The organism is Microlunatus ginsengisoli, assembly GCF_039537205.1.
In the GTDB taxonomy this organism is placed as follows: Bacteria; Actinomycetota; Actinomycetes; order Propionibacteriales; family Propionibacteriaceae; genus Microlunatus; species Microlunatus ginsengisoli.
This window is the reverse complement of the sequence record NZ_BAABAB010000036.1, coordinates 18049-43651: the sequence shown is the minus strand read 5'-3', so window position 1 is coordinate 43651 and position 25603 is coordinate 18049. Positions and strand designations below refer to the sequence as shown.

Annotated in this window: 23 protein-coding genes and 1 pseudogene; 18 read left to right on the top strand and 6 right to left on the bottom strand. The window is 69.5% G+C overall.

The window, feature by feature from the left end; all coding sequences use genetic code 11:
• Nucleotides 1-30: 30 nt before the first annotated feature.
• The 5 genes from ABD747_RS20745 (at nt 31) to ABD747_RS20725 (ending at nt 3641) form a co-directional block, all read left to right on the top strand.
• Nucleotides 31-228 carry a hypothetical protein gene (locus ABD747_RS20745; RefSeq protein ID WP_344808196.1) on the top strand — a complete coding sequence of 66 codons (198 nt, stop codon included), beginning with the start codon at nt 31-33 and terminating at the stop codon, nt 226-228.
• On the top strand, nt 225-575 hold the full coding sequence (locus ABD747_RS20740; RefSeq protein ID WP_344808194.1) for a hypothetical protein: 351 nt from the start codon (nt 225-227) through the stop codon (nt 573-575). The genes ABD747_RS20745 and ABD747_RS20740 overlap by 4 nt, the downstream gene beginning before the upstream one ends.
• On the top strand, nt 572-1579 hold the full coding sequence (locus ABD747_RS20735; protein ID WP_344808192.1) for a hypothetical protein: 1008 nt from the start codon (nt 572-574) through the stop codon (nt 1577-1579). Before ABD747_RS20740 ends, ABD747_RS20735 begins: the two co-directional genes overlap by 4 nt.
• A gap of 542 nt (nt 1580-2121) precedes the next feature.
• On the top strand, nt 2122-2544 hold the full coding sequence (locus tag ABD747_RS20730) for a hypothetical protein (RefSeq protein ID WP_344808190.1): 423 nt from the start codon (nt 2122-2124) through the stop codon (nt 2542-2544).
• A gap of 101 nt (nt 2545-2645) precedes the next feature.
• Nucleotides 2646-3641 (top strand): alpha/beta fold hydrolase, encoded by a 996-nt coding sequence (locus tag ABD747_RS20725; protein WP_344808188.1) that lies wholly within the window; start codon nt 2646-2648, stop codon nt 3639-3641.
• Nucleotides 3642-3755: 114 nt separating this feature from the next.
• On the opposite strand, the gene ABD747_RS20720 is transcribed toward ABD747_RS20725, so the two are convergent.
• The gene (locus ABD747_RS20720; RefSeq protein WP_344808186.1) at nt 3756-4346 is read right to left on the bottom strand and encodes a hypothetical protein; all 591 of its coding nucleotides are present in this window, start codon (nt 4344-4346) and stop codon (nt 3756-3758) included.
• A gap of 542 nt (nt 4347-4888) precedes the next feature.
• Between ABD747_RS20720 and ABD747_RS20715 the strand changes: the two genes are divergently transcribed.
• From ABD747_RS20715 to ABD747_RS20690, 6 genes are all read left to right on the top strand, one after another.
• On the top strand, nt 4889-5995 hold the full coding sequence (locus tag ABD747_RS20715; protein ID WP_344808184.1) for a hypothetical protein: 1107 nt from the start codon (nt 4889-4891) through the stop codon (nt 5993-5995).
• Nucleotides 5996-6053: 58 nt separating this feature from the next.
• Complete coding sequence (locus ABD747_RS20710) at nt 6054-6461, top strand: hypothetical protein (protein WP_344808182.1); 408 nt, start codon at nt 6054-6056, stop codon at nt 6459-6461.
• Nucleotides 6462-6543: 82 nt separating this feature from the next.
• Nucleotides 6544-7068, top strand: coding sequence for a hypothetical protein (locus ABD747_RS20705; RefSeq protein ID WP_344808180.1), 525 nt, complete (start codon nt 6544-6546; stop codon nt 7066-7068).
• The gene (locus tag ABD747_RS20700; protein WP_344808178.1) at nt 7065-8930 is read left to right on the top strand and encodes a hypothetical protein; all 1866 of its coding nucleotides are present in this window, start codon (nt 7065-7067) and stop codon (nt 8928-8930) included. Before ABD747_RS20705 ends, ABD747_RS20700 begins: the two co-directional genes overlap by 4 nt.
• 11 nt (nt 8931-8941) lie before the next feature.
• Nucleotides 8942-10018, top strand: a complete 1077-nt coding sequence (locus tag ABD747_RS20695) for a hypothetical protein (RefSeq protein WP_344808176.1) — start codon at nt 8942-8944, stop codon at nt 10016-10018.
• A gap of 32 nt (nt 10019-10050) precedes the next feature.
• Nucleotides 10051-10788 carry a hypothetical protein gene (locus ABD747_RS20690; RefSeq protein WP_344808174.1) on the top strand — a complete coding sequence of 246 codons (738 nt, stop codon included), beginning with the start codon at nt 10051-10053 and terminating at the stop codon, nt 10786-10788.
• Between the two features lie 18 nt (nt 10789-10806).
• On the opposite strand, the gene ABD747_RS20685 is transcribed toward ABD747_RS20690, so the two are convergent.
• Nucleotides 10807-11049, bottom strand: coding sequence for a hypothetical protein (locus ABD747_RS20685; protein ID WP_344808172.1), 243 nt, complete (start codon nt 11047-11049; stop codon nt 10807-10809).
• A 103-nt stretch (nt 11050-11152) separates the two neighbouring features.
• A complete protein-coding gene (locus ABD747_RS20680; protein WP_344808169.1) occupies nt 11153-12124 on the bottom strand; it encodes a ribonuclease HI in 972 nt (323 codons plus the stop codon).
• A gap of 362 nt (nt 12125-12486) precedes the next feature.
• On the opposite strand from ABD747_RS20680, the gene ABD747_RS20675 reads away from it, so the two are divergent.
• The 5 genes from ABD747_RS20675 (at nt 12487) to ABD747_RS20655 (ending at nt 19174) form a co-directional block, all read left to right on the top strand.
• A complete protein-coding gene (locus ABD747_RS20675; RefSeq protein ID WP_344808167.1) occupies nt 12487-12717 on the top strand; it encodes a ribbon-helix-helix domain-containing protein in 231 nt (76 codons plus the stop codon).
• Entirely contained in the window at nt 12704-13051 is a 348-nt protein-coding gene (locus ABD747_RS20670) for a type II toxin-antitoxin system PemK/MazF family toxin (protein WP_344808166.1), read from the top strand. Before ABD747_RS20675 ends, ABD747_RS20670 begins: the two co-directional genes overlap by 14 nt.
• Nucleotides 13052-13308: 257 nt before the next feature.
• Nucleotides 13309-14148 carry a hypothetical protein gene (locus ABD747_RS20665; RefSeq protein ID WP_344808164.1) on the top strand — a complete coding sequence of 280 codons (840 nt, stop codon included), beginning with the start codon at nt 13309-13311 and terminating at the stop codon, nt 14146-14148.
• 338 nt (nt 14149-14486) lie between these two features.
• Nucleotides 14487-14864 carry a CU044_2847 family protein gene (locus ABD747_RS20660; protein WP_344808162.1) on the top strand — a complete coding sequence of 126 codons (378 nt, stop codon included), beginning with the start codon at nt 14487-14489 and terminating at the stop codon, nt 14862-14864.
• 11 nt (nt 14865-14875) lie between these two features.
• Complete coding sequence (locus ABD747_RS20655; RefSeq protein ID WP_344808160.1) at nt 14876-19174, top strand: nSTAND1 domain-containing NTPase; 4299 nt, start codon at nt 14876-14878, stop codon at nt 19172-19174.
• Between the two features lie 102 nt (nt 19175-19276).
• Here ABD747_RS20655 and ABD747_RS20650 read toward each other — a convergent pair whose 3' ends face one another.
• The 3 genes from ABD747_RS20650 to ABD747_RS20640 all read right to left on the bottom strand — a co-directional run bounded on the left by ABD747_RS20650 (nt 19277) and on the right by ABD747_RS20640 (nt 22040).
• Complete coding sequence (locus tag ABD747_RS20650) at nt 19277-19831, bottom strand: hypothetical protein (protein WP_344808158.1); 555 nt, start codon at nt 19829-19831, stop codon at nt 19277-19279.
• A 144-nt stretch (nt 19832-19975) separates the two neighbouring features.
• Nucleotides 19976-21109: an ATP-binding protein gene (locus tag ABD747_RS20645; protein ID WP_344808156.1), complete on the bottom strand. Its 1134-nt coding sequence runs from the start codon at nt 21107-21109 to the stop codon at nt 19976-19978.
• 694 nt (nt 21110-21803) lie between these two features.
• Entirely contained in the window at nt 21804-22040 is a 237-nt protein-coding gene (locus ABD747_RS20640) for a hypothetical protein (RefSeq protein WP_344808154.1), read from the bottom strand.
• Nucleotides 22041-22410: 370 nt separating this feature from the next.
• Here ABD747_RS20640 and ABD747_RS20635 point away from each other — a divergent pair, with 370 nt between their 5' ends.
• Both ABD747_RS20635 and ABD747_RS20630 read left to right on the top strand, forming a co-directional pair.
• The gene (locus ABD747_RS20635) at nt 22411-24900 is read left to right on the top strand and encodes a WD40/YVTN/BNR-like repeat-containing protein (RefSeq protein ID WP_344808152.1); all 2490 of its coding nucleotides are present in this window, start codon (nt 22411-22413) and stop codon (nt 24898-24900) included.
• A 169-nt stretch (nt 24901-25069) separates the two neighbouring features.
• Nucleotides 25070-25491, top strand: a pseudogene (locus tag ABD747_RS20630) (error-prone DNA polymerase); the annotation flags it as partial.
• Nucleotides 25492-25603 lie beyond the last annotated feature (112 nt).

Sequence of the window (25603 nt, the reverse complement as noted above, 5' to 3'; positions counted from 1 at the left end):
GGGCCAGTGCGCGCCGCACACGGGCCGGACATGAACGCCACCACACGCCCGGCCGGGCGCGTCCCCACCGGGGCCAACCTGACCCGCTGGCGCGCCGCGCACGCCCGCCGCTCCTCCAACGCCGCCGTCCCGCACCGAAACCGCCGCCGCGAGGCCGCACGGGGCCTCGGCCGGGGCGGCCGGGCCGGGGCCCGCGCCGCCTGGCGGACGGGACGGTGGGACCGGTGACAGCCGCGTCCCTCCCTCTTCCGGCGGTCCCGGGCGGGACGCCGCCCGGCGTCACGGCCCTGTACGACCCGGACGTGTTCGAAGGGCTCGACCTGAACCAGGACACCGGCTGGCTCGACGCCGACGGGGTCCGGCACCGGATCGGCGCGATGCTGGTCACCGAGCGTCTCGACGCCGCCGCCGAGTTGGAACGCCTCGGGTCGGCGGTCGAGTGGGGCGAGGAGCTGGTCCGCGCCAGCATCCTGCACCGGGCCCTGCTGGACCTCGAGCCGCCCGCCGAGTCGCCCGCGGAGACGCCGGCCGAGACCGAAGCCGGCATCCCCTCAGTGGGGGAGCGGGTCGCGTGACCGCCGCACCCGCCGCCCACACCGACCGGCACCCCGCCGGGTCACCGGTCGGTGGCCGGTTCGCCCCGACCCACCACGCCGAGTCCCGCCCCGAGCTCGCTCCGGCAGCACCCGGCGGCAGGCGGGACGCCACGGCGGGCCGGTTCGCGCCCTCCGTCCTCGACCCGTCGAAGGTCGTCCACCAGGAGACCATCGACCTCACCCCGGTCGACGACTTCGGCGGCGGCACGCGGGCCTTGGCCGCCAACTGGGACCTGTGGGACGACTGGGCCGAGGAGGCCGTCGAGCGCGGCCGCGGCCGGTGCACCATGTGCGGGCAGCACCTCACCTTCGTGCACGTGATGCACCACGAGGATTTCGGCACCTTCACCGTCGGCACCGACTGCGCCGAGTCGATCGGCATCGCCGCCGACCTCGGCACCAAGGTGTCCCGGCTCCGCGCGGACCGGAAGGCGCGCGCCGAGAACCTGAAACGGGCCACCCAGTTGGAACGGTTCTGCGCCGACGACACCGAGTTCGCCGAGGCAGCGACGGGCGCCGACCCCGACGACGAGACGTTCGACCCGCTGATCGCCGACATCGTCGACTCGGTCCGTCGCCGCGGCACCCCGACTCCCGCCCAGCGCGACGCGGTCGTGAAGGCGGCCGCCCGCGGCCGCGAACGACGCGCCCGGCTCGCGGCGGAGGCCGAACTGCCCAAGATCGCCGTTCCGGAAGGCCGCCAGGCCGTCACCGGCGAGGTGCTCGCGACCCGGATCGAACCGAACCGGTTCGCGTACAGCGGCGACGTGGTCAAGATGCTGGTCCGCGACGACCGCGGCTTCAAGCTCTGGATGACAGCACCCGCTGCCCTGCTCGGCCACGACGGCGGCCTGAAAGGCCGCCGCGTCACCTTCACCGCCACCCTGGAACCCAGCGCCGACGACCAGCACTTCGGCTACGGCAAACGGCCTACCAGGGCTGAGTTGTTGCCGACGGTCGAATCGGCTGGTGGCGGCGGGTGAATTCTGCAGTCGAAGCGCCCGTGGCTTGAGAATCTGTCGCGAGATCGACGAGGCCGCGGACGACAGGTCGCTCACTGGTAGTCATAAGCACCCTCTCCTCGTCCGCGAGATCTGTCCGGTGCTGCCGACCACCAGCAAACGCGGCCTTTGCCACGCACCCCGTGCGATCTGCATCGCACTCCGAACCCCGCTCCGATGACGTGATAGGCGCTACTGTGCCTTGCGCGGCATCCGACACCGTGTTGCGCGAAGTCTGTGGCGGTGCCGATGCCCGCGGCCGCAGACACGATGATCGCTGCTACCGGTGCCCTCAAGCGACCGGTCGCTGTTGGACCCTTGATCCATTCGCTGACATGCTGTTCTGACATGACTGAACTTCCCCCGGATTGTGAGGCCGTGAACCGGACCGAATGCTTGGGACCCTTCATCGAGAATCCCAAGTCGGCCGACCTTCACCATCCGCCATTCGGCGGATCTTCAGCCCGCCCGCATTCGGGAGCCGCGTGCGGTCGGCTCGGGACATAACCGGAGCAGCGGTGTTGTTGACCTTTCCCAGCGACGAGTGGCTGGCGAGATGGGTCGAGTTGGCGAACGACGACCCGGAATTCAGACGGGCCGGCATGGGCTGGTCTGGTTCGGTTGGATGCGTTGTCAAGCAACGCGAAGACGGCCCGCGTCGCACCGTCCATTGGCTGCTGACCGGCAACGACGGACAATGGACGGACTACCGGAGCAGTTTTGAGGCTCAAATCACAGATCCTGCTCGATTCGTCCTCACCGCGCCACGCGCCGAATGGTGCAAGATTCTTCGGCAGGAGATCGGTCCTTTCGCAGCCATCGCCGCCGGACATGTGCGGATATCGGGCCAACTGTCCTCCGTGCTGCGATGGGCCCAGGCCCTGGTAGAGATGGCCCGGCTCGCCGGGCTCGTCGACACCGATTTCGACCGGCAGCCCCGACCCTGATGCAGCCCAGGCAAGAGGCAGGCCCGTCGACGCGGTATGCAACCAGCGAAGGTCTCAACCTCGCTTACCAGGTGCTCGGAGAGGGGCCTGGGGACATCGCAATGGTGCCTGGATTCATCTCGCATATCGAGTTCGCCTGGCACGAACCTCTCTGCGCGCGATTCCTCCGATCGCTGTCTGACTTTGGGCGGCTGATCGCGTTCGACAAACGCGGGATGGGGCAGTCGGATCGTGATCCCCACGACCTGGCGCCGACCATGCAGCAACGGTGCAACGACGTCCTCGCGGTGTTGGACGCGGCCGCGTCCGACAAGGCATGCCTTCTCGCCTGGTCCGAAGGTGGCCCCACCGCCATCCGGGTCGCGACCATGGCACCCGAAAGGGTCAGCGGGCTGATCTTGATCGGAACTGCCGCCCGGTTCGCCAGCGCGGTCGACTACGCGCATGGACTACCCCCGTTCGTCGTGACGGAGTTCATCGCGACCTTGCAGCAGCTCTGGGGGTCCGGAGTCGCTCTTGAGCTCTACGCGCCCACGCTCGCCGACAGTCCGGCCACCCGGAAGTGGTGGGCTACCTATCAGCGCCTCGCCGCAACTCCGGGAGCCGTCGCGGCGTCGTTGCGGATGCAGCTTGACGTCGACGTCCGCGATCTACTCCCAGAGGTGACGGTTCCGACGCTTGTCATCCACGAGACCAGGGACATGGTCATTCCCGTCGAAGCCGGACGTTATCTCGCGGAACAGATCCCCGGGGCCAGGATCGCCGAGATAGACGGTCACGACCACATGTACTGGGTCAATCATCAGGCCGCCAAACTCAGCGCGATACGAGATCTGCTCGACGAGGCGACGAGTCCTCGAAACACGCGTACTCGTCGGCGGCGCCCCGTCCATGGCTGGCCAAGCCTTACTGAAACCGAACTGACCGTGGCCGAGCTTGTGGCGACCGGCATGACCAATCCAGAGATAGCGCAAAGACTCGTCGTGTCCCCGCGAACAGTGCAGAGTCACGTGGCCCATATCCTGCAGAAACTTGGCAAGAGCCGACGGACTGAAATCGCGGCCGCGGTCACCGAACGCGCAACTGAACACAGATGAGCTAATAGCCGCTCGAGCCGGCCACAGGCCAGACTGACGACACTCTGGCGTAGAACCTGAGCGGGATGAGTTCCGACCCCGGCGTCGCGGCGCGGGCGCTACTGGCTCTCCGCCTTAGGTGAGCCGGCCGAGACCGGTCGTCCGGTCAAGCAGCTCGACCGCGGAGGCATGCATGCGGTCGAGGAAGTCGAGCATTCCCTGTCCGCCGACGGCGCCGAAGGCGGCGACCAGGCTGTCCAGCCCCACGGTCAGTGAGCGGAAGGTGACGTGGAACTCCGGGCGGCCGTAGGACCACTGCGGCATGTCGTGCAGCAGACCGTAGGCATCGACGGCCCCGCACTGGCGAGCGACGCTGAGGGCGGCCTGCGCCGCCGGCGGAATCTCAGACATTCCGTTGGCGTCGGTGCCGGCGACGAGGCCGGACGGATCCGTGGATCGAGGGTTCGGCGACGCGCTGGCCGCCCTGATCCGGGAACCGAACGAAGAATCCGACGAGATCGCGGCCGTGGGCTGGAGATCGCGGATCTGCCCATCGCGAGACCGCCGACGTGGATCTACCGTTGAACTCCGGAAGGCGGCGACGGCGGGGAGGAGCACGATGGCCACGCATAGGACGGTGCGCGTCACGCCCGCGCAGAAGCAGGCCGCGAAGGCGCTCGTCGAGCGCAGCGCGAAAACCGGTCGGTCCGTGTCGACCTCGGTCACCAAGATCGCCAACGCGATCTCGTCCGCCAGCCCGGGACCGAGCACGGCCGTCGACAGCTCGCACTGACGTCTTCTCACCGGAATCGCTGGGCCGCTGCAAGTCTGCAGATCGGTCGGATCGTCGCTGGCAATGTGCCGCCGCCGGCCTCGCGCACGACCTTGATCGGTCGAGGGTCGGGGCCGGAGTGAACGATCGGATGATGGCGCCCCTGTAGTCGGACAACACCCAGCTCGCGACGGCGGCCAGAGCCCTGAACTGAGCTGACCCGTCCCGCGGGCGGCCCCTGCGCGGTCGTTGCGCCGGTTGTTCCGACCGCGGCACGTCGCTCGGACTCCGTCTCCTCGCCGCCGACGGGGCGATCCCGCATTTTGTTGGCCTTCTGGTCGCGTTCGCCTGACTCGAAGCCCAGGCGAGCGATCTGCCGCACCCATGACGCGATCAAGGGCCTGTCAGCCCCCCTGAGGCGTCGACCACCGGCCGCAGTGACGGCGTGCGGTAACAGGCGGCCCGTAACTGCTGAGTCGCCGCACACCGGCTCGGCATGGTTACCCCCAACCGCCGCCCTGCCGGCTCCCCTCACTCCACCGGCGGCCAGTACGCCGCCCCGACCCAGAGCGAGTCCCACCTCGACCTGGGCGGCACGCTCGCCGTCGAGGACCACTACCGCGCCGTGTTCGACGCGACCGACGACGCCGCCCGCTACGCCGACAACCGGGTCGGCACCTCCCGCCGGCTGGCCGACCGGGACGCGGAGGATCTGCGCCAGGACGCCCTGGAGCAGTGGTGGCGGGACCGGCAGCGCGGCCACGCGATCGCCACCGACGCCGGCTATGCCCGCACCGTCGCGCACTTCCAGGCGACGAAGCTGGGCGACAGGATGCGCGCCGAGGACCGCCGCGCCAACCGGCAGCTCGCCGCGTGGGAGATCCGGTTCGAACAGACCTGGTTCCGGTCGCCGACGCGCCGGGAACGGGACGCCCAGGCGGCGTCGATCCTCGAACACTGGCCGGACCGCCGGCACCTGCCCACCGCCGGGTTCCACACCCGGACCCTGTCCGGGCAGGAGGTGTCCTACCCCGGCCGGGCCGACGACCGGGGCGTGGACCTGCTCGCCCAACTGGCGGTGCGGGGCGACAACTCCTCGATCGGCCAGGTGATGCGCACCGGTGACCGCTTCGACGCGGACGAGGACCGGGATCCGCAGCCGCTGGAGCCGGGCACGTGGACCACGGCCGCGATCGCCTTGACCGAGGGCTCGATCGGGGTGAGCAGGCCGCGGCGGGTCGCGGCCCGGCGGATCTCGTGCGCCGCGCTCGCCGAGGCGCGGAAGGCGCCGATGCCGCAGGTCGGCTGCCTCAGCCACGCCGCCGCGTCGAAGGCCAGCACGAAGCTGCGCCTCTACCCGGGCGGCGTGCCGGGCGCGATCGCGACCTGGCGCTCCGGTGAGGACGACGCCGGTACCGAGGCCCTGTTCGCCCCGTTCGGGCCGAACCTGGACGAGGGCCAGCGCGACGACGTGTGCGACCTGCTGGAGCTCGGCGAGCCCCGCACCCTGTGGTTCTCGGCGGCGTGGGTGGCCGACGAGCACAACGCCGTCACCGTCCGGCGCATCGTCGCCCAGGCCGCCGGGCCGGGCCGGGCGGCCTGAACCCGGCCGGATGTGACGAGCGACCGCCGCGGGCGGGACGGTGCCGTCGACCCGGCCCGTGCCGTCCGCGGCGGGCTTCGTCGCATGGACCATTGCCGCCGCGTTCGGGTTCGCCGCATGGATCAGGTCGGAACTGCCGACGACCCTGGAGACCGACATGCCGACACCCCTCGAGGTGAACCTGAGCGGGCAGTGGAACACGTTCTGGTCCACCCTGAAACAGGCCGTGCCGTCCCTGCCGACCGTCCTCGGGATGCTCGCGCTGATCATGGTGGTCTGCGCGATCGTCATGTGGGTCTGGGGCAAGCGGCGCAACATCCGCGCCGGCGACAACCAGATCCTGCTTGGGGCGCTCGCGGTCGGAGCCCTGTTCGCCGCGCCCGACATCGTGTTGCCGATCCTGCTGACGATCATCGACGGCGTCGCCAACTTCGCCATCAGGCTCGCCGGGAACGTCGTCAACTAGCCGGACCCCGGCTGCCGCGCAACCACGGGGCACTCGGGGGATCGCGGCGGGAGGCATCCATCGGAGGAGGTGAACAAGGCCTGTGATCGACGAGCGGATGGTGCTGTACGACCTGACGCCGCTGACCGGCCGGAAGGCGAGCGCCGACCGGACCGTGGTGATCATGACCTGGGACGTGAACTACCTGCTGGCCCGGGTGCTGCTGCTGTCGCTGCTGCCGGCGGTGCTGCTCGGCGCGATCGCCTACCCGCTGCTGCACTCCTACGCGGTCTTCGTGGTGCTCGCCACCGAGGCGCTGTTCACGGTGGTCTTCTACGCACGGTCCTCGACCGGCCTCCAGCTGCGGGTCTGGCGGCGGCTGTGGAACAAGAGCCGCGCCAACCTGGGCCGGGTCTACCTGCGCAACGTGCCGGTCGGAACCGGCGCGCCGGCGATCGTGATGCTCACCCAGGCATCCGTCCCGAACCCGCACATCCCCGACATCACCGACGGGGAGGTGTTCGGGCCGACCCCGGCCGCCCCGGATCCGGAGCCGGTGGCCCTGCGGCCGGCTCCACCGCGGCGGGTCGGCCAGGTCGACCACGACTGGTACGCCGGGGCGACGTGACCACCGGGCCACGACCCCGCCCGGCAACCGCCCGCACCGGGTTGTCGGCCAGGACGCCGCGGCGCCGGCGGGTGGCGCGGATCGCGGCCCTGCTGGCCGCGTCGGTGGCGCTTGCCGTCGGTCTGCTGCTCGCCTTCCCCGCCGCGGCTGAGGCCCGGCCGGCCGACGCCGGCGCGGACACCCTGTCGGTGTGCGAGCAGCTGTCGTTCAACGGCAACACGTCGTCGCTGCCGGCGATGCGCTGGGACGACGCCTCCACCCACTTACACTCCCGGCTCGGCGGTGCGGTGTGGGACGACGTGCCGCAGAAGCTGCAGCGCAACGGCTACACGGAGCAGCTGCTGGCGATCGGCAACTTCTTCTGGTCCTCCGCGGCCGGGTTCACCGAGAAGGCGTCCCGGTTCTGCCCGCTCGACACGGCCGGCGGGGTGATCGACCGGGCCGCCGGCCGGGTCGGCACCGCGATCATGGAGTCCTCCGTGCCGCCGCTGGCCATCCTGCTCGCCGTCGTCGGGTTCCTGTGGCGGAAACGGCGCAACGGCGGGTCGCCCCGCCAGCTGTTCGGCACCGTCGTCATCGTCGCCCTAATGGGGATGATGGTCGGCGGCGCGACCCGGTCCACCGGCGGCGGTCTCGACGGGGGCGACTTCACCCCCGGCACCCTGTCGCCGGGCTGGTTCGTCACCCGGACCGACATGATCACCTCCGCGCTGGCCGCCAAGCCGGCCCAGGTGCTGGGCGCGGTCGAACTGGACGACCCGGCCGGCGGGGCCCGGGACAGGCTGTCCTGCTACGCCTACACCACGGCGATGAAGGACCAGTACAAGCAGCTGTGGGGCAGCGGCGGCCCGGCCGGCACGAAGGCCGCGTCGTCGGTGCCGCTCGTGATCAGCGGCATGTGGGAACAGAGCGGCATGGTGGCCTGGCGCAAGGCCCAGTTCGGCGGCAACAGCTACGGCGACTACATGTCGTGCCGGCTGCTGGAGTCGTTCGCCGGCACCCCGTTCGCCGCGTCCCCGGCGGCGGTCCCCGGCCCGTCGGAGTCCTCGATCCGCGCCTACATGATCCGGGCCGGCATCCCCGCCGCCCAGCTGCACGCCGGCGCCCTCGCCTGGCGGCCCGCGAACGACCCGGTGGAACGGGACCGGCAGATGATCGGCTGGGCGGCGTGCCGGGCCAAGGACGGCGACCTGAACTCCGGGTTCGCGTTCTCCAGCCCCTACTTCGTCGACGACTCCCACCGCGACGACGCAGACGCCCTGTGCGGGAGGTTCTTCACCGACCCCGACTGGGACGGCGACGAGTTCGACGCGCCCGTCGACACCGCCGACGTGATCCGGCAGGCCGGCAAGGACCCGGCCGTCGTCCAGTTCATCAACGTGCTGCACGGCAAGGACTCCGCCGGCGGCCCGGTGGCCGCGTTCGCCTACGCTCTGTCCGGGGTGTCCGTGTTCGCCGTTTTCGGGCTCGTCTCGCTGGCCGTGATCGTGGCGAAGCTGGCCGCGCTCGCGCTGATGCTGACCTTGTTCGCGGCAATGACCGTCGCTCTGTTCACCCGGGACGGGCTGGACCGGGTGTTCCGGTTCGCCAAGCAGTACATCGGCCTGTCGTTCTACGTGTTCGCCTCCTCGCTGGTGATGGCCGTCCTCGCCCTGATCACCAAGGTGTGCATGTCGATCGGAGGCTCGTTGCTCGCCGAGGGCGGCCTGATGGCCACCATGTGGGCCGGCTTGTCGCCCCTGCTGGCCCTGTCGTGCTGGTTGCCCTGTTCAAGAAGGCCCGCATCCCCTCACCGTTCTCACTCAAGGGAGGCCTCGCCTGGGGTGCTGCGGCCGGCGGTGCCGGGGCGGCGGCCGCGATGAGCATGGGCCGGATGCGGGAGACCGCGAGACAGGGCTTCGGCCGGCTCAGCCGCACCATCGCCGGCCCGTCGGCACGCACCGTCCGCGGCGGCGGCTACCGCAGGTCCGGCACCGGTGCCCGCGGCGGCCGCACCTCCAGGATCGTGCCCGACGGCGGCGCCGCGACAGCGGCCGCGACCGTGACGGGGGAGGCGCTGACCAACCCGCAGCGGGTCGCCTCCAGCGCCGGCACCCGGGCAGGGCTCGTGTCCCGCTGGCAGGCCGTCCAGCACGGCGCCGCCACCACCCCGGCCGCCCTCAACACCGACCCGCAGCAGGTCGTCGAACACGGCATCGACCCCGACGGCGACCTCACCGGGACCGTGGAGGACAAGTTCACCGCCAAGAAGGGCAAGCTGACAGCCGCCGACGTCGAGCAATTCTGGAACGACGAGCTCGACGACGACACCCGCGAAGAGCGCCGGCACGCCGCGAAGGCCGCGGCCCGCTGGCAGACCGTCGGCGCGACCGCGGCCGGGGCCCGCCGGCTCGCCGCCTCCGCCATCGCCCACCGCCGCCGGGTCCTGCTCGTCGGCATGGGAGCCCTCGCCGCGCCGCTGGTCGTCTCGGCCGGGGGCGTCGCCGCCCTCGCCGGCGGTGCCGCGGTCGCCGCCGGGGCGGCCGGCGCCGGCGCCGTCTACGGGGTCAACAAGCTCCGACGCGCCCGCACCCTGCGCCGGACCACCGCGGTCCAGTCCGCCCAGATGGACGCGCTCCGCCAACACCTGATCAGCCGGCAGGCGCTGAGAAGGGGCGTGAAACAGTCTGGCGGCGGCGCCACCAAGACTCCCCTCTCAGAGTCGGTCCTCGCCCAAGGCCAGAATGAGCGGCCCGCATCAAAGAGTGTCGACAGTGACCATGGACGACCCGAGGCCGAGGGTCTACCGGAAGACCAGACGGATCTGCGCAAGCCACCGGACCCTCCGAGTAGGAGGTCCAACACTTCCCGGCAGGCGGCTCAGTCAATCGACGCGCCGGTTCTCGGCAAGGCCAGTGATTTGGGTCCACACCAAGGCGCGTTGGCGGAGGATCAGAAGCAAGGGGGATGATGCTGCTGCTCAGAAATCCGAGAGGTGGCACGATGAGCGAGCAGCAGCGCGAGCCTGCCGGGTCTCCCGCCGGAGGTCAGTTTGCATCCCAGTCCATGTCCGAGTCGCACTTAGATCTGGATACCGGTAAGGGCTACGACGGATCCTTTTTCGCAGCCCCGCCAATGGATAGCGCTCTCGAGGTCTACAACTACTTCGAGGAGCATCCACCTCCGGACACCACAGTGTTCAAGCTGCGACGGTTAGTCAACGAGTACCAAGTCGAACTCGCGGATCATCGGTGGAACGCGGACTTGAGCACGGCACTTGACACATGGGACCAACAGAACCCGGCGCCATCAGAACGCGGGCGAAACCGCGAGCGAGAGCAGAACGAGCATAAGTTGCAACGCGATGCCGCTGAGCGGTCGGTCGTCGAGGAAATGCGCGCGGATCCTCGGTATCAGAGCTACAAAATGACGCCGTACTCTGCGAGGGTTGCGTGCAAGGTAATCGCCCGCTTGCGTGCCGGGAGCCGACTTTCGAGAGATGAGCAGGACAGGCTTTCGCAATGGATAACCCAGACTCGTAGCGTCGAAGTCCCCGGCAAGCATGCCTCAGCCGACGAGCTCATGCGAACCTGGCATCTTGACCGCTTCGCCGACGAGATTCTGGATCCCGAGTTCGATCAGCGACAGATGATCGAACTGCTGGAGAAGATCGCGAAAGACGTGGATCGCCAGGGCTACCGGATCAGCGAGGTGCAGAACGACGTGCTGAACCTCCGGTAGCGGCCCAGCCGTTCCCATTCAGGCTGGGTAGACGCACCATGGATGGCTGTAGATGCTGCCTTCGGGTTCGCCGCACAGCTCGCAGATCCGGACGACGCCCGGCACCCGCGGTGGAGCTACTCGCCGTTCGTCGGTGTCCACGAAGCCGCCGACTATGGCTGTGCGCGCCTCGATCGCGTCGGGCTCGGCGTGGACCGGGACATCGAACAACGTGCCTTGGCTGTCGTCAAAGACCGGCGCGACCGGCGTCGAGAAGCTCATGCACCACCGGTGTGCGGCGCAGCCTGCTTCCGGACCGGGTGCGGTCCACCCGACCATCCGGTGGGTGGCACGGTGATTCCTGGGTTCGTCAGCCTGACGCGGATCAGCCGGTCCCCGCGGACAGTCCACTGGATTCGGCCGCGGGGATCGTGGCGGCCGCCTGCGCCGAGCGGATCCTGTCGCGGTACTCGTCGACGATCCGGGCGAGCACCCGGTCCCGGACCGCCGGGTCGACGCCGAGCTGCGCACCGCGGCGCGCCGCGACCGCGAGCCGGTCCGCGCACTCGTTCATCGGCTCCCCCGAGTGCCCCGGCACCCATTCGAAGTCGACGTCGCGGCCGAAGACGGCCTGACGGAGCCTGGCCACCACGTCGAGCGGGACGCCGAACGTGTCGCCGCGGCCCGACCGGATCGCCTGCGCCAGCCGGACGGCGACGACCGAGTCGGACCTGACCAGCAGCCGGCGGGAGCAGTGGTGGCTCTTGATCGCGGACAGGAGCGCCCGGACCTCGGCGACATTGGCGCCGGCCCCGCCGCCTTTCACCCGGCCGGTGCCGGCACCGAACCGGCCCTCGCCGTCGACCCAGCCCCAGCCGCCGATCGGCCAATGAGCCCGCATGTCGCACGACCCGTCGGTCCCGACCAGCAGCCGCGGCAGCGCGGCCTGGATCTCGTCCCGCGTGCGCGTGTCCGCTGCGAGTCCCAGAACCCGCAGACAGGCGTCGCGGGCATCGGCGGCCTTCGACAGTCCGCAGACGACCTTGGCCGCGGGTAGCGCGAGCGCCTCCAGTGCGGCGCGCACCTGCGGATCGTCGACCTGCAGCTCGACCGGCCCACGGCACGCCCTGACCAGGTCCGCGACGTCGTCGACCGCCGCCAGATGGCCGGCCGCCATGTCCCGTCCATCGACGGTGCCGCTGCCCGTCAGCGGCCCCGCCCAGCCGGGGAGGCCGTCACCCGGATCCGCGGCCCACGCCCAGGCCACCACACCCTGCTGCTTGTCGGCAACGGCGTCGATGCCGACCCGGACAGGACGGCGCAGCGCGGTGGGCCGGCGCGGCACGATCGTTGCCACGACCGGGGACGCGGCTGAGGTTGCCAGCTCGGAGCCGCCTGCTGCGGGCTCTGCGCGGAGTGGTCTCCGCGCGAACCGCGAACCGCGGCCCGCGTACGCCGACCAGCTGATCGACGGCGGGCGAGCCGGCGCTGAACCTCGCAGGGCCGCCGCAGACAACGAAGGCCGGGAAGTGGCGGGCGGCGGGTTCACGGCGAAGCTCTGCGCACCAGGTCGAACAGAATTCGGCGTGACGCCGCCCGGCTCCCGTTCCGGGTCATCGCGGCGCCGCGTGTTCCTCTCATCTGCCACCATGTGCCACCGGTGTGCGGCATCGCAGATTTGATGGACTCGGGGCAGTAGTATCGGAGTAGTATCCGGGTATGAAGCTGAGTGTGAGTCTGCCGGATGAGGATGTGGCGACGCTGGACGAGTTTGCCCGTGCCGCCGGGCTCGCGTCCCGTTCGGCGGCGGTGCAGTACGCGGTTCGATTGCTGCGGCTGCCGGAGCTGGAGCAGGACTACGAGGCTGCCTGGTCGGAGTGGGCCGGTTCGCCCGATCACGAGGCGTGGGAGGCGACCTCGGGCGACGGGTTGGCCGATGCTGCGCGGTGAGATCCGGCTGGTCGACCTGGACCCGGTCCGCGGGAGTGAGGCGAACAAGCGTCGACCGGCCGTGGTGGTGAGCAACGACCGGGCGAACGCGGTCGCCGCGCGCCTGGGCCGAGGTGTGGTGACCGTGGTGCCGATCACCAGCAACACCGACCGCGTGTTCCCGTTCCAGGCGCTGCTGCCGGCCGAGTCCACGGGCCTGCGCCTGGACTCGAAGGCGCAGGCCGAGCAGGTCCGCTCGATCGCGGTCGAACGTCTCGGCGGGGTACTCGGCCGGATCCCGGCCGACCTGATGACGAAGGTCGACGACGCGCTGCGCCTGCACCTGCAACTGTGAACGCCGCCATGGCTGCAGCGCGCCGAACGTAGCACGGGTGCAGGCGCCTCGGGCCGCCTTCCGCTGCTCAGTGCCGGCGTGGCCAGGCGTCGGCATCCAACCCGGCTGCCCTCGGCGCAGCACGGAGCGGACACGGTCGAGCCGACCTGCGCGGAGCTCTGAGGCCAGCCGGTGTCGGCGAACCCGGCGGTTACGCACACGGGTCCTCATCGACGGCATTCCGGCTGTCGAGCCGCACCGAACCGGAGGAGCAGCTGATGCCCGTTCCCGCCGACCGCCTGGCATTCTTCGAGCACGTCACGCTGACCCGCGAGACCCACGACCGGCCCGGCCCGCGGATGTCCGCCGGCGAGTCCATCGCATTCCTGTCCGGGGAGGATCACATCGGCACGCCGGAGACGGTGTCGCGCGCGGCGGCCGTGTGGGCGATCTGCCTCGGGTCCGCCTTCGACGACGTCCGGCGCCAGGCTCTCAAGCCGCACCTGATCGCGGTCGCCGCCTCCGGCCGCGACGTGTTCGAGGACGACCGCTGCTATCTGATGATCGACTGGCAGGTCCGCGTCTTCGCGCCGCGCTGCCTGGACGCGGTCGGCGCCGCCGAAGCCGACATGTTGGCCGCTCGTCTTCGCGGGCTGGACCCGATCCTGGGTGCCGAGAGCGCCGGGCGGACCGCCCCGGTCACGGACGACGTCTACCGAGCCACGAACCGGATGCGCTCCAGCGCCGAGCACCGAGTCCATCAGGCGCGGCCGGTCGCCGATCACAACCACCCGAGCGGGCTGGTCGGCGCCCGCGGGGCCGACGGTCTTCCCGAGCCGCAGCCGGCCGCGCTGAGCGCGATCGGGGTCGCCCGCGGCTGCGGCGCCTGGACCAGCTGTGAACTGTTGAGCCACGTGCTGTTCCGCAACGGTCCGAGACTCAGCATGTCGCTGCCGGAACTCGCCAACTGGCAGGCCGCGCTGAGCGTCGGGCTCGACTCGCTGTTGCTGGGCGCCGGCCGTCTCGGGACCGCCGGACTGCTGGACCTGATGGTCGAGCTGCAGGACTCCGCGCTCGACCGTCTCGACCGCATCTCCTGCATCGGTCGCCTCGACTGAATCGAGGTCGGGATGATCGTGGACGGCTCATGTCGGCGGACATCGTGACGCGCTGTTCATGCGTCACGTGCGTTCGCGCCACGGATCCCGCGCGCCGGCCGCGCGTCCGAGATCAGGCGGATCGGGGCCTTCGGCGCATCCGCATCCACCGAGGCTGGACAGCGCCGATCTCACGCGGCCGAGACAAGACGGTTCGGGATGTGCAGCGGCGGAACGGTGTCTTGCGCGATCTGGTCGTGAGCCGGGCGTCACTCACACCAGCCAATAGGGCATCTCGTCGACGGCAAGCCAAGCCGGTTTACGATTGCGGCTGTGCTCCAATCGCAGAGGGTCGAGGCGTGAGCTACTTGCGATTTGATGTAGGCGCCGACCATACGATCCTGGTCGAGGTGGACGCTAACGAGATCGTCTCGTCGGGCGTCGAGAAGGCAGGGCTTCAGAATGTCGTGCGCGGTGCCGCCGGAGCAGTCGCAGCCGCTGAGAGTTCGCTGGAGGACGCTGTGGCGGCCGGCGTCGAGCGGGTCGCCACAACGTTCCAAACGGCCGTCTCTCGCCTCAGCGCTCGGCCGAGCGAAGTGGAAGTCACGTTCGGGCTCAAGGTCACTGGCGAAGCCGGAAACATTGCTATCGGCAAGGCGGGGGCCGAGGCAACCTTTCAGGTGCGAATGACCTGGAAGGGTAGTGGGGACTCGGAGCAATCATCCAATTCGGGTTGAGCATCGTTCGCGTGCTGGCGGCCGACGGCGGCACCGCCGGCACGGGCTTTGTCGTCACCCCGGTCGAACCGGACGGGGATCGACTGGTCGTCACGTGTGCGCACGTCGTAGCGGCCGCGGGTTCGGGTCCAGGCGGGACCATCTGGCTGGCTTCGCGGGGCGACGGCGGCTGGGACGGTACGGCCCAGGAGGCACTCGTCTACGGGGATTGGTGGCGAGAGCCGAGCCGCGAGGATGTCGCGTTTCTGCGGCTTCCTCGCAGTTCGCTATCGCAGGCTCAGCCGCTCACGATCGGCGGCACGTCGACTGCCGCCCCTGGGCAGGTGTACGAGACGTTCGGCTTCCCACTCGTCAAGTCTGTCGAAGGACTGCCGGGACGCGTCAAGGTGACGGGTCGGACCACCGAAGGAGGCGCACCGGTCCTGGCGGTTCGCTCGAACGAGGTCTCGCGCGGATTCAGCGGCGCGCCGGTCTGGGATCCTGAACTCGGCGTCGTGGTGGGGATGATCATCAGCACGATCCCAGCGGGTGCGGACCCGGCCGGCAAGCAGAGCGAAGTGGCCTTCGTGATCCCGGCCGAAACCCTCATCGCGGTCTGCCCGGCACTTGGCCTCGCCACGACTTCCCCGTACCGTGGGCTGGCCGCCTTCGAGGAGCGTCACGCCGCGTACTACTTCGGCCGAGAAACCGCCAGCGGACGACTCCTCGAACGGCTGGAAGCGCATGACGTCGTGACGGTCGTCGGCGTCTCCGGCGCGGGGAAGTCTTCGCTGGTTCGCGCTGGTCTCGCACGTGCGCTGGAAGCATCGCCCGGAAGTTGGTTGGCATCCGTTCCGCGACGGATCTTCCAACCGCGGAGTGCGCCTCTGCACGAACTTGCGCTCGCTCTCGGTCAGCTCGATGCCGTCGACGGCTCGGCCGCGTCCTCGGAGAGCGTCGCGGGCGCTTCGAGTTTCGCCCCGAGGACCGAGCCTTTTTCGGCAGCAGCGCTGGCCCGTCGACTCGCTGAGTCGTTTCGCGCAACGGGCCTGATCCTGATCGCCGACCAGTTCGAACAGCTCTTCGCTGCGGGGGTCGATGAGGAGCGCCAGCGCGAGCTCGTTGAGGTTCTGCTCGCCTTGGCCGCGCACGGGGTCAAGGTCGTCATCGCGCTGCGAGCCGACTTCTACGGCCACGCGCTGCAGCACGCGGGTCTTGCTCGTGCCGTCCAGGAGGCGCAGCTCATCCTGCTGGCGATGACACGGGCCGAGCTGACGGAGACGATCCGCCTTCCGGCGCGACGTGCAAACCTGGCGCTGGAGCCTGGGTTGGCCGAGACGATCACGGCCGACCTGACCGGACAGGCCGGCGACCTGCCCTTACTGGAGTTTGCGCTCACGCTGCTGTGGGAGCATGACTCCGCTGGTCGGGTGCTGACCCTGCGGTCGTACGAGCGGATCGGCGGGCTCCGCGGGGCGCTGGGCGGACACGCGGAGCGTGTCTGGCGCGAGTTCGCTACCGACGCCGAACGCGCCGCAGCCCGGCGAGTGTTCCTCGCGCTTGCCGCGACCGAACCGGACGACGGTTCGGCCGTCGCGCCGGTCCTCTACGTTGGTCGCCGCGTCCGGCCTGACGTCGAGTTGCAGGGCGCGGAAGTTGTGCTTGAGCAACTCATTCATGCGCGCCTGCTGACCGCCGGGCGTGACGCCGGCAGTGGACGCGGAACGGTCGAGCTTGCGCACGAGTCGCTGTTGCGCGCATGGCCGCGACTGCAAGCATGGGTGCGCGAAGAGCACGCCTACCTCCGCTGGTTCAACCACGACCTGGCGCCGTACGTTCGGCGGTGGGTGGAGTCGGGCGAGTCGTCTGACTTCCTTCTGCCGAGCTCGCTGGTGCATGAAGCGCGGCGTTGGCTGAGTGACCGCGGGGATCTGCTCACCGGTGTGATGGCGCGCTACATCAATCGCAGCGTGGAGGCCCGGGAGGATGAGCGCCGTCGCCTGGAGCGTCAGCGCGACGAACTGATAGCCGCGCTGGAACAGGCGCGCCGCCAGCGACGACTGGCATTCGCGCGAGAGCTCGCGGCACACGCGGAGGTCGAAGCCGCCAGGCCGAACGGGCTCGAACGAGCTGCGCTTCTGACGCTCGAATCGCTCGGCGCCGCCGACACGGCGGAGGGACGCCGAGCGCTCGACAGGGCGTTGAGCTTGCTGCCGCTACCCCGACTGCGCATCAAGCACCATGGGATCGTGACGGCCCTCGCGTTCAGTCGCGACGGCCGTCTGGTCGCGTCGGGGAGCCAGGATGGGGCGGTAGCGGTCCACACCGTCGCGAGAGGTCACGTGGTTCTAGCGATTTCCCACGACGACAGAGTCAACAGCGTCGTGTTCAGTCCAGACGGCCGCACCCTTGCGAGCGCAAGCGTCAGTGGACGGGTGCTCATCCACTCACTCGACGATGCCAGTGTCCGTATGCGCATCGAGCATTTCGGCTCAACCTGGCGGGTCACATTCAGTGCTGACGGTCGCCTGCTGGCCACGGCGAGCGACGACCGCACCGCGCGTGTGTGGGACACGCACTCGGGGGCTGAACTGCTCCGGATCAACCATGACGGCGGGGTGAACGATGTGACCTTCTCTCCCGACGCAAGGCTCTTCGCGACGGCCTCGCGTGACGGAACGGCCCGCCTGCACGAGACCGCGACAGGCGTCGAGGTGCGGCGGTGGCAGGGAGGCGAGTGGTTCACGTTGGTCGAGTTCAGCGCGAATGGCGACCGTCTCGCACTCGCCGGCCAGTGGGACTCAGCGTCCGTCTATGAGCTCGCCGCAGGCGTCGAGATCGCACGCATCGAGCACCAGGGGTGGGTCCGGGCCGTCGCGTTCAGCCCCGACGGCTCGCTTATCGCCACGGGGAGCAGCGACGGCACCGCTCGCGTGTCCGAACTTCCCGGTGGACGGGAGGTCATGCAGGTTCGTCACGGGAAGGAGGTCTGGGACGTTGCATTCGACCCGCTCGGTCGGCTTGTCGCCACTGGCAGCGAGGATGGGATTGCTCGCATCTCCGTCGCACGCGACGGGCGTGAGCGAACGAGAGTCGAACACAGCTCACCGGTCCGGGCGATGGCATTCAGCCCTGTCTCCGCGCTCATCGCGACCGGTGATATGGAGGGTGAGGTCCGTGTCTGCGGAGTCGATCAAAGCGCCAGTCTCGCTCGAATCCGCCACGCGGGCCACGTCCGTGCGCTCAGATCCTCAGCTGACGGGGCCCGGATCGCAACCGGCAGCGACGATGGCACAGCGCGGGTTTCACTGGTCGAAGATGGGGTCGAGGTCTTTCGTACGCAACGGGCCCGTGAGGTCTACGACGTTGACCTGAGCTCGGACGGTCGGCTTATGGCGGTAGCGGGCCGGGACGGGACCGCCACCGTCCACGGAATCGATGCCGGCACCGAGCGGCTGCGAATCGAACATAGCGATGCTTTCAGAACGGTGCGGTTGAGCCGGGATGCTCAACGCTTGGCGTCACTTTCCTTCGGTCGACTCGCCATGGTCCACGACCTCGCCGACGGACGGGAACTCTGGCGATTCGAGCACGACGCGGCGCTCGGTGCCATCGCGCTCAGTCCCGACGGGACGCTGGTTGCCGTGGGCACGAGAGACGATTTCAGATCGGCTCGCGTCTTCCGTGTCGGCGGCATCGGGGCGGGCAGGCGTTCGCTCGGGCGCGACGCCGAAGTTTTCCAGAATGATGACTACCTCGGACCGGTCGCCAGCCTCGCGTTCAGTCCGGATGGATTGTTGCTGGGCGTGGCGAGTGACTACGGGCGGGCGGGCGTATGGGAGCTTGCGAGCGGAGACCGGGTGCTGTCCGTGGACCATCTGCGCACCGCTATGGGGATTGCGTTCAGCCGAGACGGCCGCCTTGTCGCCGCGCCCGGCGCCGATGGAACGGCGCGTGTGCTGGCCCTCGGCACCGGCACCGAGGTCGCGCGAGTACACCATGACGGTCCGGTCCGTGCGGTGGCGTTCAGCGACGACACGCGACTTCTCGCGACCGGGAGCAATGACGGCACACTGCGAGTCCTCGACCTTCAGACCGGGGTCGAACTGCGGCGCACTGAGTTCGACGACATCGTGACGGCGATCTGCTTCACCCCAGACGCGCGCCGACTTGTACTGGCGGCGGGCAACGACGTGCAGATACTCGCCCTCGACGCGGCACTGCTCCTCGATGTACTGCGTGAGCGCGTCTCGCGTGGCCTAACGCCAGCCGAGCGCGACCGATTCCTGTCCGACGCACCCATGGACGAGCCCGACGCACCGGGTCATTGACGATTCGGAACGGCATGACTTGCCAACTCCACCCTGGAATGTGATGAGCCACTTCGCACCAACGGTTTCCCACGCGCCTTCCCACGCGGCCCGAGGGCGGTCTCAAGGTCGGTCGGCCATGCTGCCTGGTCGAAGTGGTCCGTCGACGACCGCACCGACACCCCAGTACATCCAGCTGCCGTCGTCGAGCTGGATGAGCGGGCCGGGGTCGGTGAGCTGAGTCCCGTCGCGCCAGAACTCGATGGTGCCGTCGGCGCGTTCCACCGCGGGGCCGCCGAGCCGGTGCCGGTTCCCGTTCAGCCACCATTCGCGCTCGCCGCCGACAGTCTCGACAGCCGGTCCGCCGGCTCGGTGACGCTGGTCGCGGAGCCACCACTCGGTTGAGCCGTCGGGGTAGACGACCGCCGGCCCGTCCGCCCGGTGCCGCCGACCTGACACCCACCACTCGAGCGTGCCGTCGGGCGATTCGACGGCTGGCGCTCCGACCCGGTGCGGGCGGCCGTGCCGCCACCACTCGGTGGTGCCGTCGGGCAGGCGGACGGCGGGACCGTCGTCGCGGTGCAGCTCGCCGTCCAGCTTCCACTCGCGCCGTCCGCTGCTGTCGACCGTCAGCACCGGGTGGCCCGACGAACTCGACGGCGCCGACTTGGGCCTCATCGGCGGGCCGCCGCGTCAGTGGACGCCTGACGGCTCGCTCGGTGGCTCGACCTGCCTGGGTTCCGGATGCCGCCCGCAGTCACCCCCGTACATGAGGCCAGGGTCGAGGTCGCCGTCGGCTGTCGCATGACCGGTCGCCGCCGTTCAGGCGGCCCAGCGGCCCATCCCGACGAACAGGTCGGTGAACGCGTCGACGACCCGGCGGGGGACCGGCACGTCGCCGGGATGGTTGGTCAGCAGCGCCGCGACCGCGCCCTGGGCGATGTCGGGGAGGCCGTTCTCGGCCATGGCGGACAGGGCGTTGATCGCGCCGAGCCAGGTCGTCTTGTCGGCCCGGTTGCCGAGCGCGTAGGCGCGCAGTGCCCCGGCGACGGCGAACGCCCTGTCGGGCCGCATCGCCGCCCAGTTGATCTTGTCGGCGTCGGCGATGACCTGTTCCGGGGTGGGCAGGTCCAGCTCGCGGCGGAACGTGAGGTACTCCCGGGCGGGACCCTCGCCGACGGCCCCGGCGAGCAGCAGGCAGGCGGCGTCGGTGTCGTCGGGCCGGATCTCGGAGACGGCGGCGATGGCGTTCGTCCACGACCGCCGCGACGGCCACGCGCGCCCGGCCTGCACCGGGTCTGAGGGCACACCCGGTTCGATCAGGTCGGGTCGGGTCCGCAGGAACGCGGTCACGGCCCCGCGGACCTGGGCGCGGTGCTGGTCGTCGCCGGGCCCGATCAGCTCGTTCATGCTGGGCTGGGCGACGGTGTCGAAGCCGCCGGTGAGCCCGTCCAGCCAAGCCGTCTGGGCGAAGTCGAAGTCGAGGTGGATCAGCCGGTTCGCCATCGGCGGCTCCAGGTCGTAGCCGTCGACGGCCGACTCGGGCGGGTTCGCCGCGGCGACCAGCGCCACCGTGTCGGGCAGCGCGAAGTCGCCGGCGTAGCGCTCCTGCAGGACCCGCAGCATCGCCTTCCGAACCGACGGCGGGGCCGTGGTCAGCTCGTCGAAGAACACCAGCGCCCGGTCGGCCTGGGCGGCGGCGCGGGCCCAGCCGGGCGGGGCGTAGGCGACGTGCCCGATCCGGCCCTCGCCGCCGTCGACCTCGACGCCGAAGCCGAGGAAGTCGGTGGCTTCGCGGATCGAGCCGATCACCGTCTCGACGTGCCAGTTCCAGGCCGAGGCCAGGCTGGTGACGACGCTGGTCTTGCCGATTCCCGGATTTCCCCAGACCAGTGCCGGAACTCCGGCTCGGATCGACGCGGCGAGTGCCCGCATCATCGGGGTGCTGGTGCTCATGATCGTGACTCCTGTCGTCTGCGCCGCCCGCGACCCGGGCCGGCTCCACAGTCGCCTCGTGTGCGGCCAACGGAGGATCGCCGACAGGACGCGCCGGCTTGCCCCCTCTGCCGGCATCGGGCGGGCTCCATCGCGCCGGCCGGTGATGACGCCGGGCCCGCACGCGTGGGCACCATGAACTGCGAAGAACGGCAGCATGCGAGGACAACGCATCCGCGCCGATCCGAAACCAGGTGCGCACTCGTGGGGGGAGCACGCGTCCTCGATCACATCGACCACGCACTGGGCTATGGGACGCTCGGATCGCGTCGGCGTTTCGCGTACGTCGTCGGCCGAGTCCGCTGACCGCGACTGAATGTTGTTGCCCGGGCGTCTTGGTGGCCGCGCTCCTGCCACGGCGCTGGCCGGTTCCAGGGTCACCGGCCGCTTCCTGAGAAGTGCTATGCCTACAGCGCGCGCCTGCGGTTGCCGGGGGCTACTCCCGGGCCGATCGACGCCGCTCGGCAATTCTGACGGGGGGCGGTGGTGCTCTCGTCGCCGCACCCGGTTGGTGTCCGCAAGGATTCACTCACCCGTGCTGTCGTCGGATGTGGCGGTGCATACGGGGACAGTGAAGGCGATCTGGCAGTGGCTGACGAGATCCTACGTGCGCACTGATCATCGCGGTCCGTGACCTGCTGCCAATGACAGGTGGCTACACCTCGGCCATGCTGCGTGGAACGGTGAGTGCCGGTACCGGGGAGCTGCGGATGATGGTCGAGGCGTACGAGCCGAGCAGGACCATGCCGACAAGGGTGGTGCTGACACCGATGGCGAGGACGTCGGTCGGTAGCCAGGTGATTGAGCCGACGGCTTGTGGCCAGCTGGTGCCGACCCCGATGGCGATGTCGACGTCGTTGCAGCAGATGTCGGGTTGCAGCCAGCGATTCATGGATCCGGGCGTGGACCCGATCGGCCCATTCGGCGGCGACCTACCGGGTCCAGTGACCGCAGCTCCCCGCCAGGAGAGCCACCAGGAAGGTAACGGGGCCGCCCCACAACACGAGGGATTCGACAACCCACCCGATCCGCGCGGAAAAGTAGACGCGGAAGCGGAAATGACCCCGCTGCCGCCCGCACTTAGATGTCTTGACAAGCTAACGGCCGGGGGTGAGTCTTGGCTTCGGTTCAGTCCGAGAGATGCTCGCGTACTTTTCGCTAGTTCTCAATCTGTTTGGCTCACACTCCTGGTGGAGGTCTTGGTGGCCCTCTCGCGCGGTTTCCGTTGCACCCTCGCTCTCGCCGCGGCCGGACTCACAGCGATGGTGCTCACCAGTCCGGCCGGCGCAGTCGGGCCCGGCAAGAAGTTGCATCCACTGTCGCTCCTGACAACCGGTACGCACGCCACCATCCGGGCGCAGGAGCAGGACAGCGACGAAGCGGAGTCCATCCAGCAGCGCGCCGAGTTCGAGCAGTCGATCGCCGCCGCTCCGGCGGAGACCGCGCCGACCGCCGGCCTGATGGCCGCCACGCAGACGGCGAATAGCCTCGCCGTTTCCGGGGGAACCTGGCGTCCGGTCACCAACAAGCCGTTCCTCAACGATCCGATCGCCCGCGGCGCGAACTACGGCGAGGGCTACGGCCTCATCACCGGGCGGATGACGTCGTTCACCTCCGCCGGCCGTTATGTGTACGCCGGTTCAGCCAGCGGCGGCGTCTGGCGCAGTTCGGACAACGGGGCGCACTGGCGGACCGTCAACCGCGGGCTGCCGCGGCTGGCGGTCGGAGCACTGGCGACAAACTCGCGGGACGGGTCGGTCTGGGTCGGCACCGGCGAGGCCAACAACGCCAGCGAGAATCAGTACGGCACCGGCATCTACCGGCTGGCCCGCGGCTCCGACCACTGGGCGCGCGTCGGTGGTACGGAACTGTACGGGGCGGGCGTGCACCGAATCGCGTGGATCCGCGGCTACGTCTACGCGGCGACCAGTCATGGCCTGTACCGGCGATCGGTCTCCTCTGCCCGGACGTCTGGCTGGCGGCCGGTGCTGCAACCGGCGGGACCGCAGCTCTATCCGCCGAGCTCGGATGTGACTGACATCATTGCCGTCCCCGGAAGTCGCGGTCGGCAGGTTCTCGCCGTCGTCGGCTGGTCCGGGTACTCCGATCCACCTCAGACCCAGTACAACGGCTTCTACGTCGGCACCGGAGGCCGCGGTAGCTTCAACAAGATCGTGCTGAGCGGCGATCTCGATTCCGCAGCGCAGGGCCGAACCACGTTCTCGTCCTCCCATGGCTGGCTGTACGCGGTGGTGTCGGACACCGAGACCGGCGACCTCCGGGGTGAGGGTGCCTTCGTGTCCAGGAGCGGAAGGCCGGGAGGGCCCTGGGTCCGGATCGCCGACGTCGACAAGCTCGCGGCGTCGGGATCTGCGCTCGGAGACTCCACCAGCAGCTACTACCCAGGCGTGCAGGCCGACTACAACCAGTACATCCTCGCCGACCCGGGCAACCGGCGGCACGTCTACCTGCTGCTCGAGGAGGTGTTCGAGTCGACCGATGGTGGCGCCACCTGGCTCGCGGTGGCGCCGTACTGGAACACGGCCATTCTCAGCTGCAACCCGACGGGTGACAGGCCCTATGCCTGCCCGCCCACGACGCACTCCGACCAGCATGCCGCGATGATTCGGCACGGCCAGTTCTGGACCGGAAACGACGGCGGGGTCTGGCGGCGGCCCCTGTCCTGGCACCAGCGGGGACGGTGGACAGACCTCAATGCGACTCTCTACACGCTGCAGAACTATTCGGTGGCGGTGGGCAAGGTGGGCCGCGGCCTGGCCTACTGGGCCGGCGTTCAAGACAGCGGGGAGCCCTACACCAGAACGGACATGTCCCAGGTCGAGCAAGCCTTCACCGGTGACGGCGGCGACACCATCGTGGACCCCAACGACGGGAACAAGGCGGTCGAGGAATACGTGTTCCTCGACATGTTCCTCACCACCGATGGTGCCGTGAACACCTTGACGGAGATCTCGCCCTCCTGCTTCAGCCAGGGCACACCGATCGCCAACTGTGATCCGAGTCCCCGGTTCATCGCGCCGATCGAACAAGACGTCATCAACCCGAACCACTGGGTGGCCGGCGGCCGGTATGTGTGGGACGACACCAAGTCCTGGGCAACCGTCTGTGGACCGTCCCACTGTGATTGGCAACAGGCCTACGACACCGGCCAGGGCCACTCCATCACCGGGCTCGCAGCCAACGGCAACGTCACCTACGCGGCCTGGTGTGGTCCGTGCAACCCCGGCGATGCGAATCCGTTTGTCCGCGGGATGGCGACCAACTACGGCGGGACCTGGCACCAGCTGTCGCTGAGCCAGCTGCCGAATCGCTACATCACCTCGATCGCCGTCGACCCGGCCAACGCCGCCCATGTCTACGCCAGCGTCGGGTCGTACAGCCGACGATGGATCCCGGACGCCGGCGTCGGTCACGTCTTCGAGTCCGTCAACGGTGGAGCTTCTTGGACCGACATCAGCGGTCAGTTGCCGGACGCTCCCGTGTACAAGGTGGTCCTGCACGGTAGCGACCTGGTGGTCGGCACCGAGGTCGGCGTCTTCGTCGGGCATCGCTCGAGCGTGCTCGCGGCGGCTGTGACAACCTCGTCGGCGACCGCCCGTCCGCGCTGGCAACGGCTGGGGAAGGGACTGCCGAAGGTCACGGTTTGGGACCTGGCTGTGGGACCGAACGGGCAGATCGAGGCCGGCACCCACGGACGTGGCACCTGGGAACTTGCACGGACGTCCAGATAATGCCGTCCTACTGAACGACGTTGCCGGCCGGACTCGATACTGTGGCGACCAATCACTCTCCGCGACATCGGGCCAGCGGGAAGAGGGCGACCTCCGACCCACATATGAATTCGGCCCGGCGTGGACCGGCTGTACCTGGACCCGGCCGGCCACGCGGCGGCCCCTGGTCCGGCTGGGACAAGAGTTGGAGCTGATCCGCGTGAAGGATCTCGCGGGCTACTTCCTGACCGTCTCCTGACATCGTCGAGTTCGCGAATAGCAACGGGATGCTCTGCCAGGGCAGGGTTCGGCGGCCGCATCATAGGTCTGTTACGCGATCGGGATCGCCGCGATTCGACGTGATGCGGTTCCGGCTGCCGTTCGAACGGTTTCTGTCCAATGACCCGCGACGAGGAGCCCGACACCGACGTCGACTTCGACTCCGACCGGCGCGACGAGGTGATCCAATGGGTGTACGAGCGGTACGGGCGGCGTAACGCCGCCCAGGTCGCAAATGTGATCACCTACCGGCCCCGCTCGGCGGTCCGGGACATGGCAAAGGCGCTGGGCTACTCGACCGGGCAGCAGGATGCGTGGTCGAAACAGATCGACGGCTGACAACCCACGATCACCTCCGGCGGCATCGACGGTGATCATCCGATCCCGCCGAGGGTGGTGGAGCTTGCGAACCAGTTGGTTCCCACTCAACCCAAGGAGCCAATCC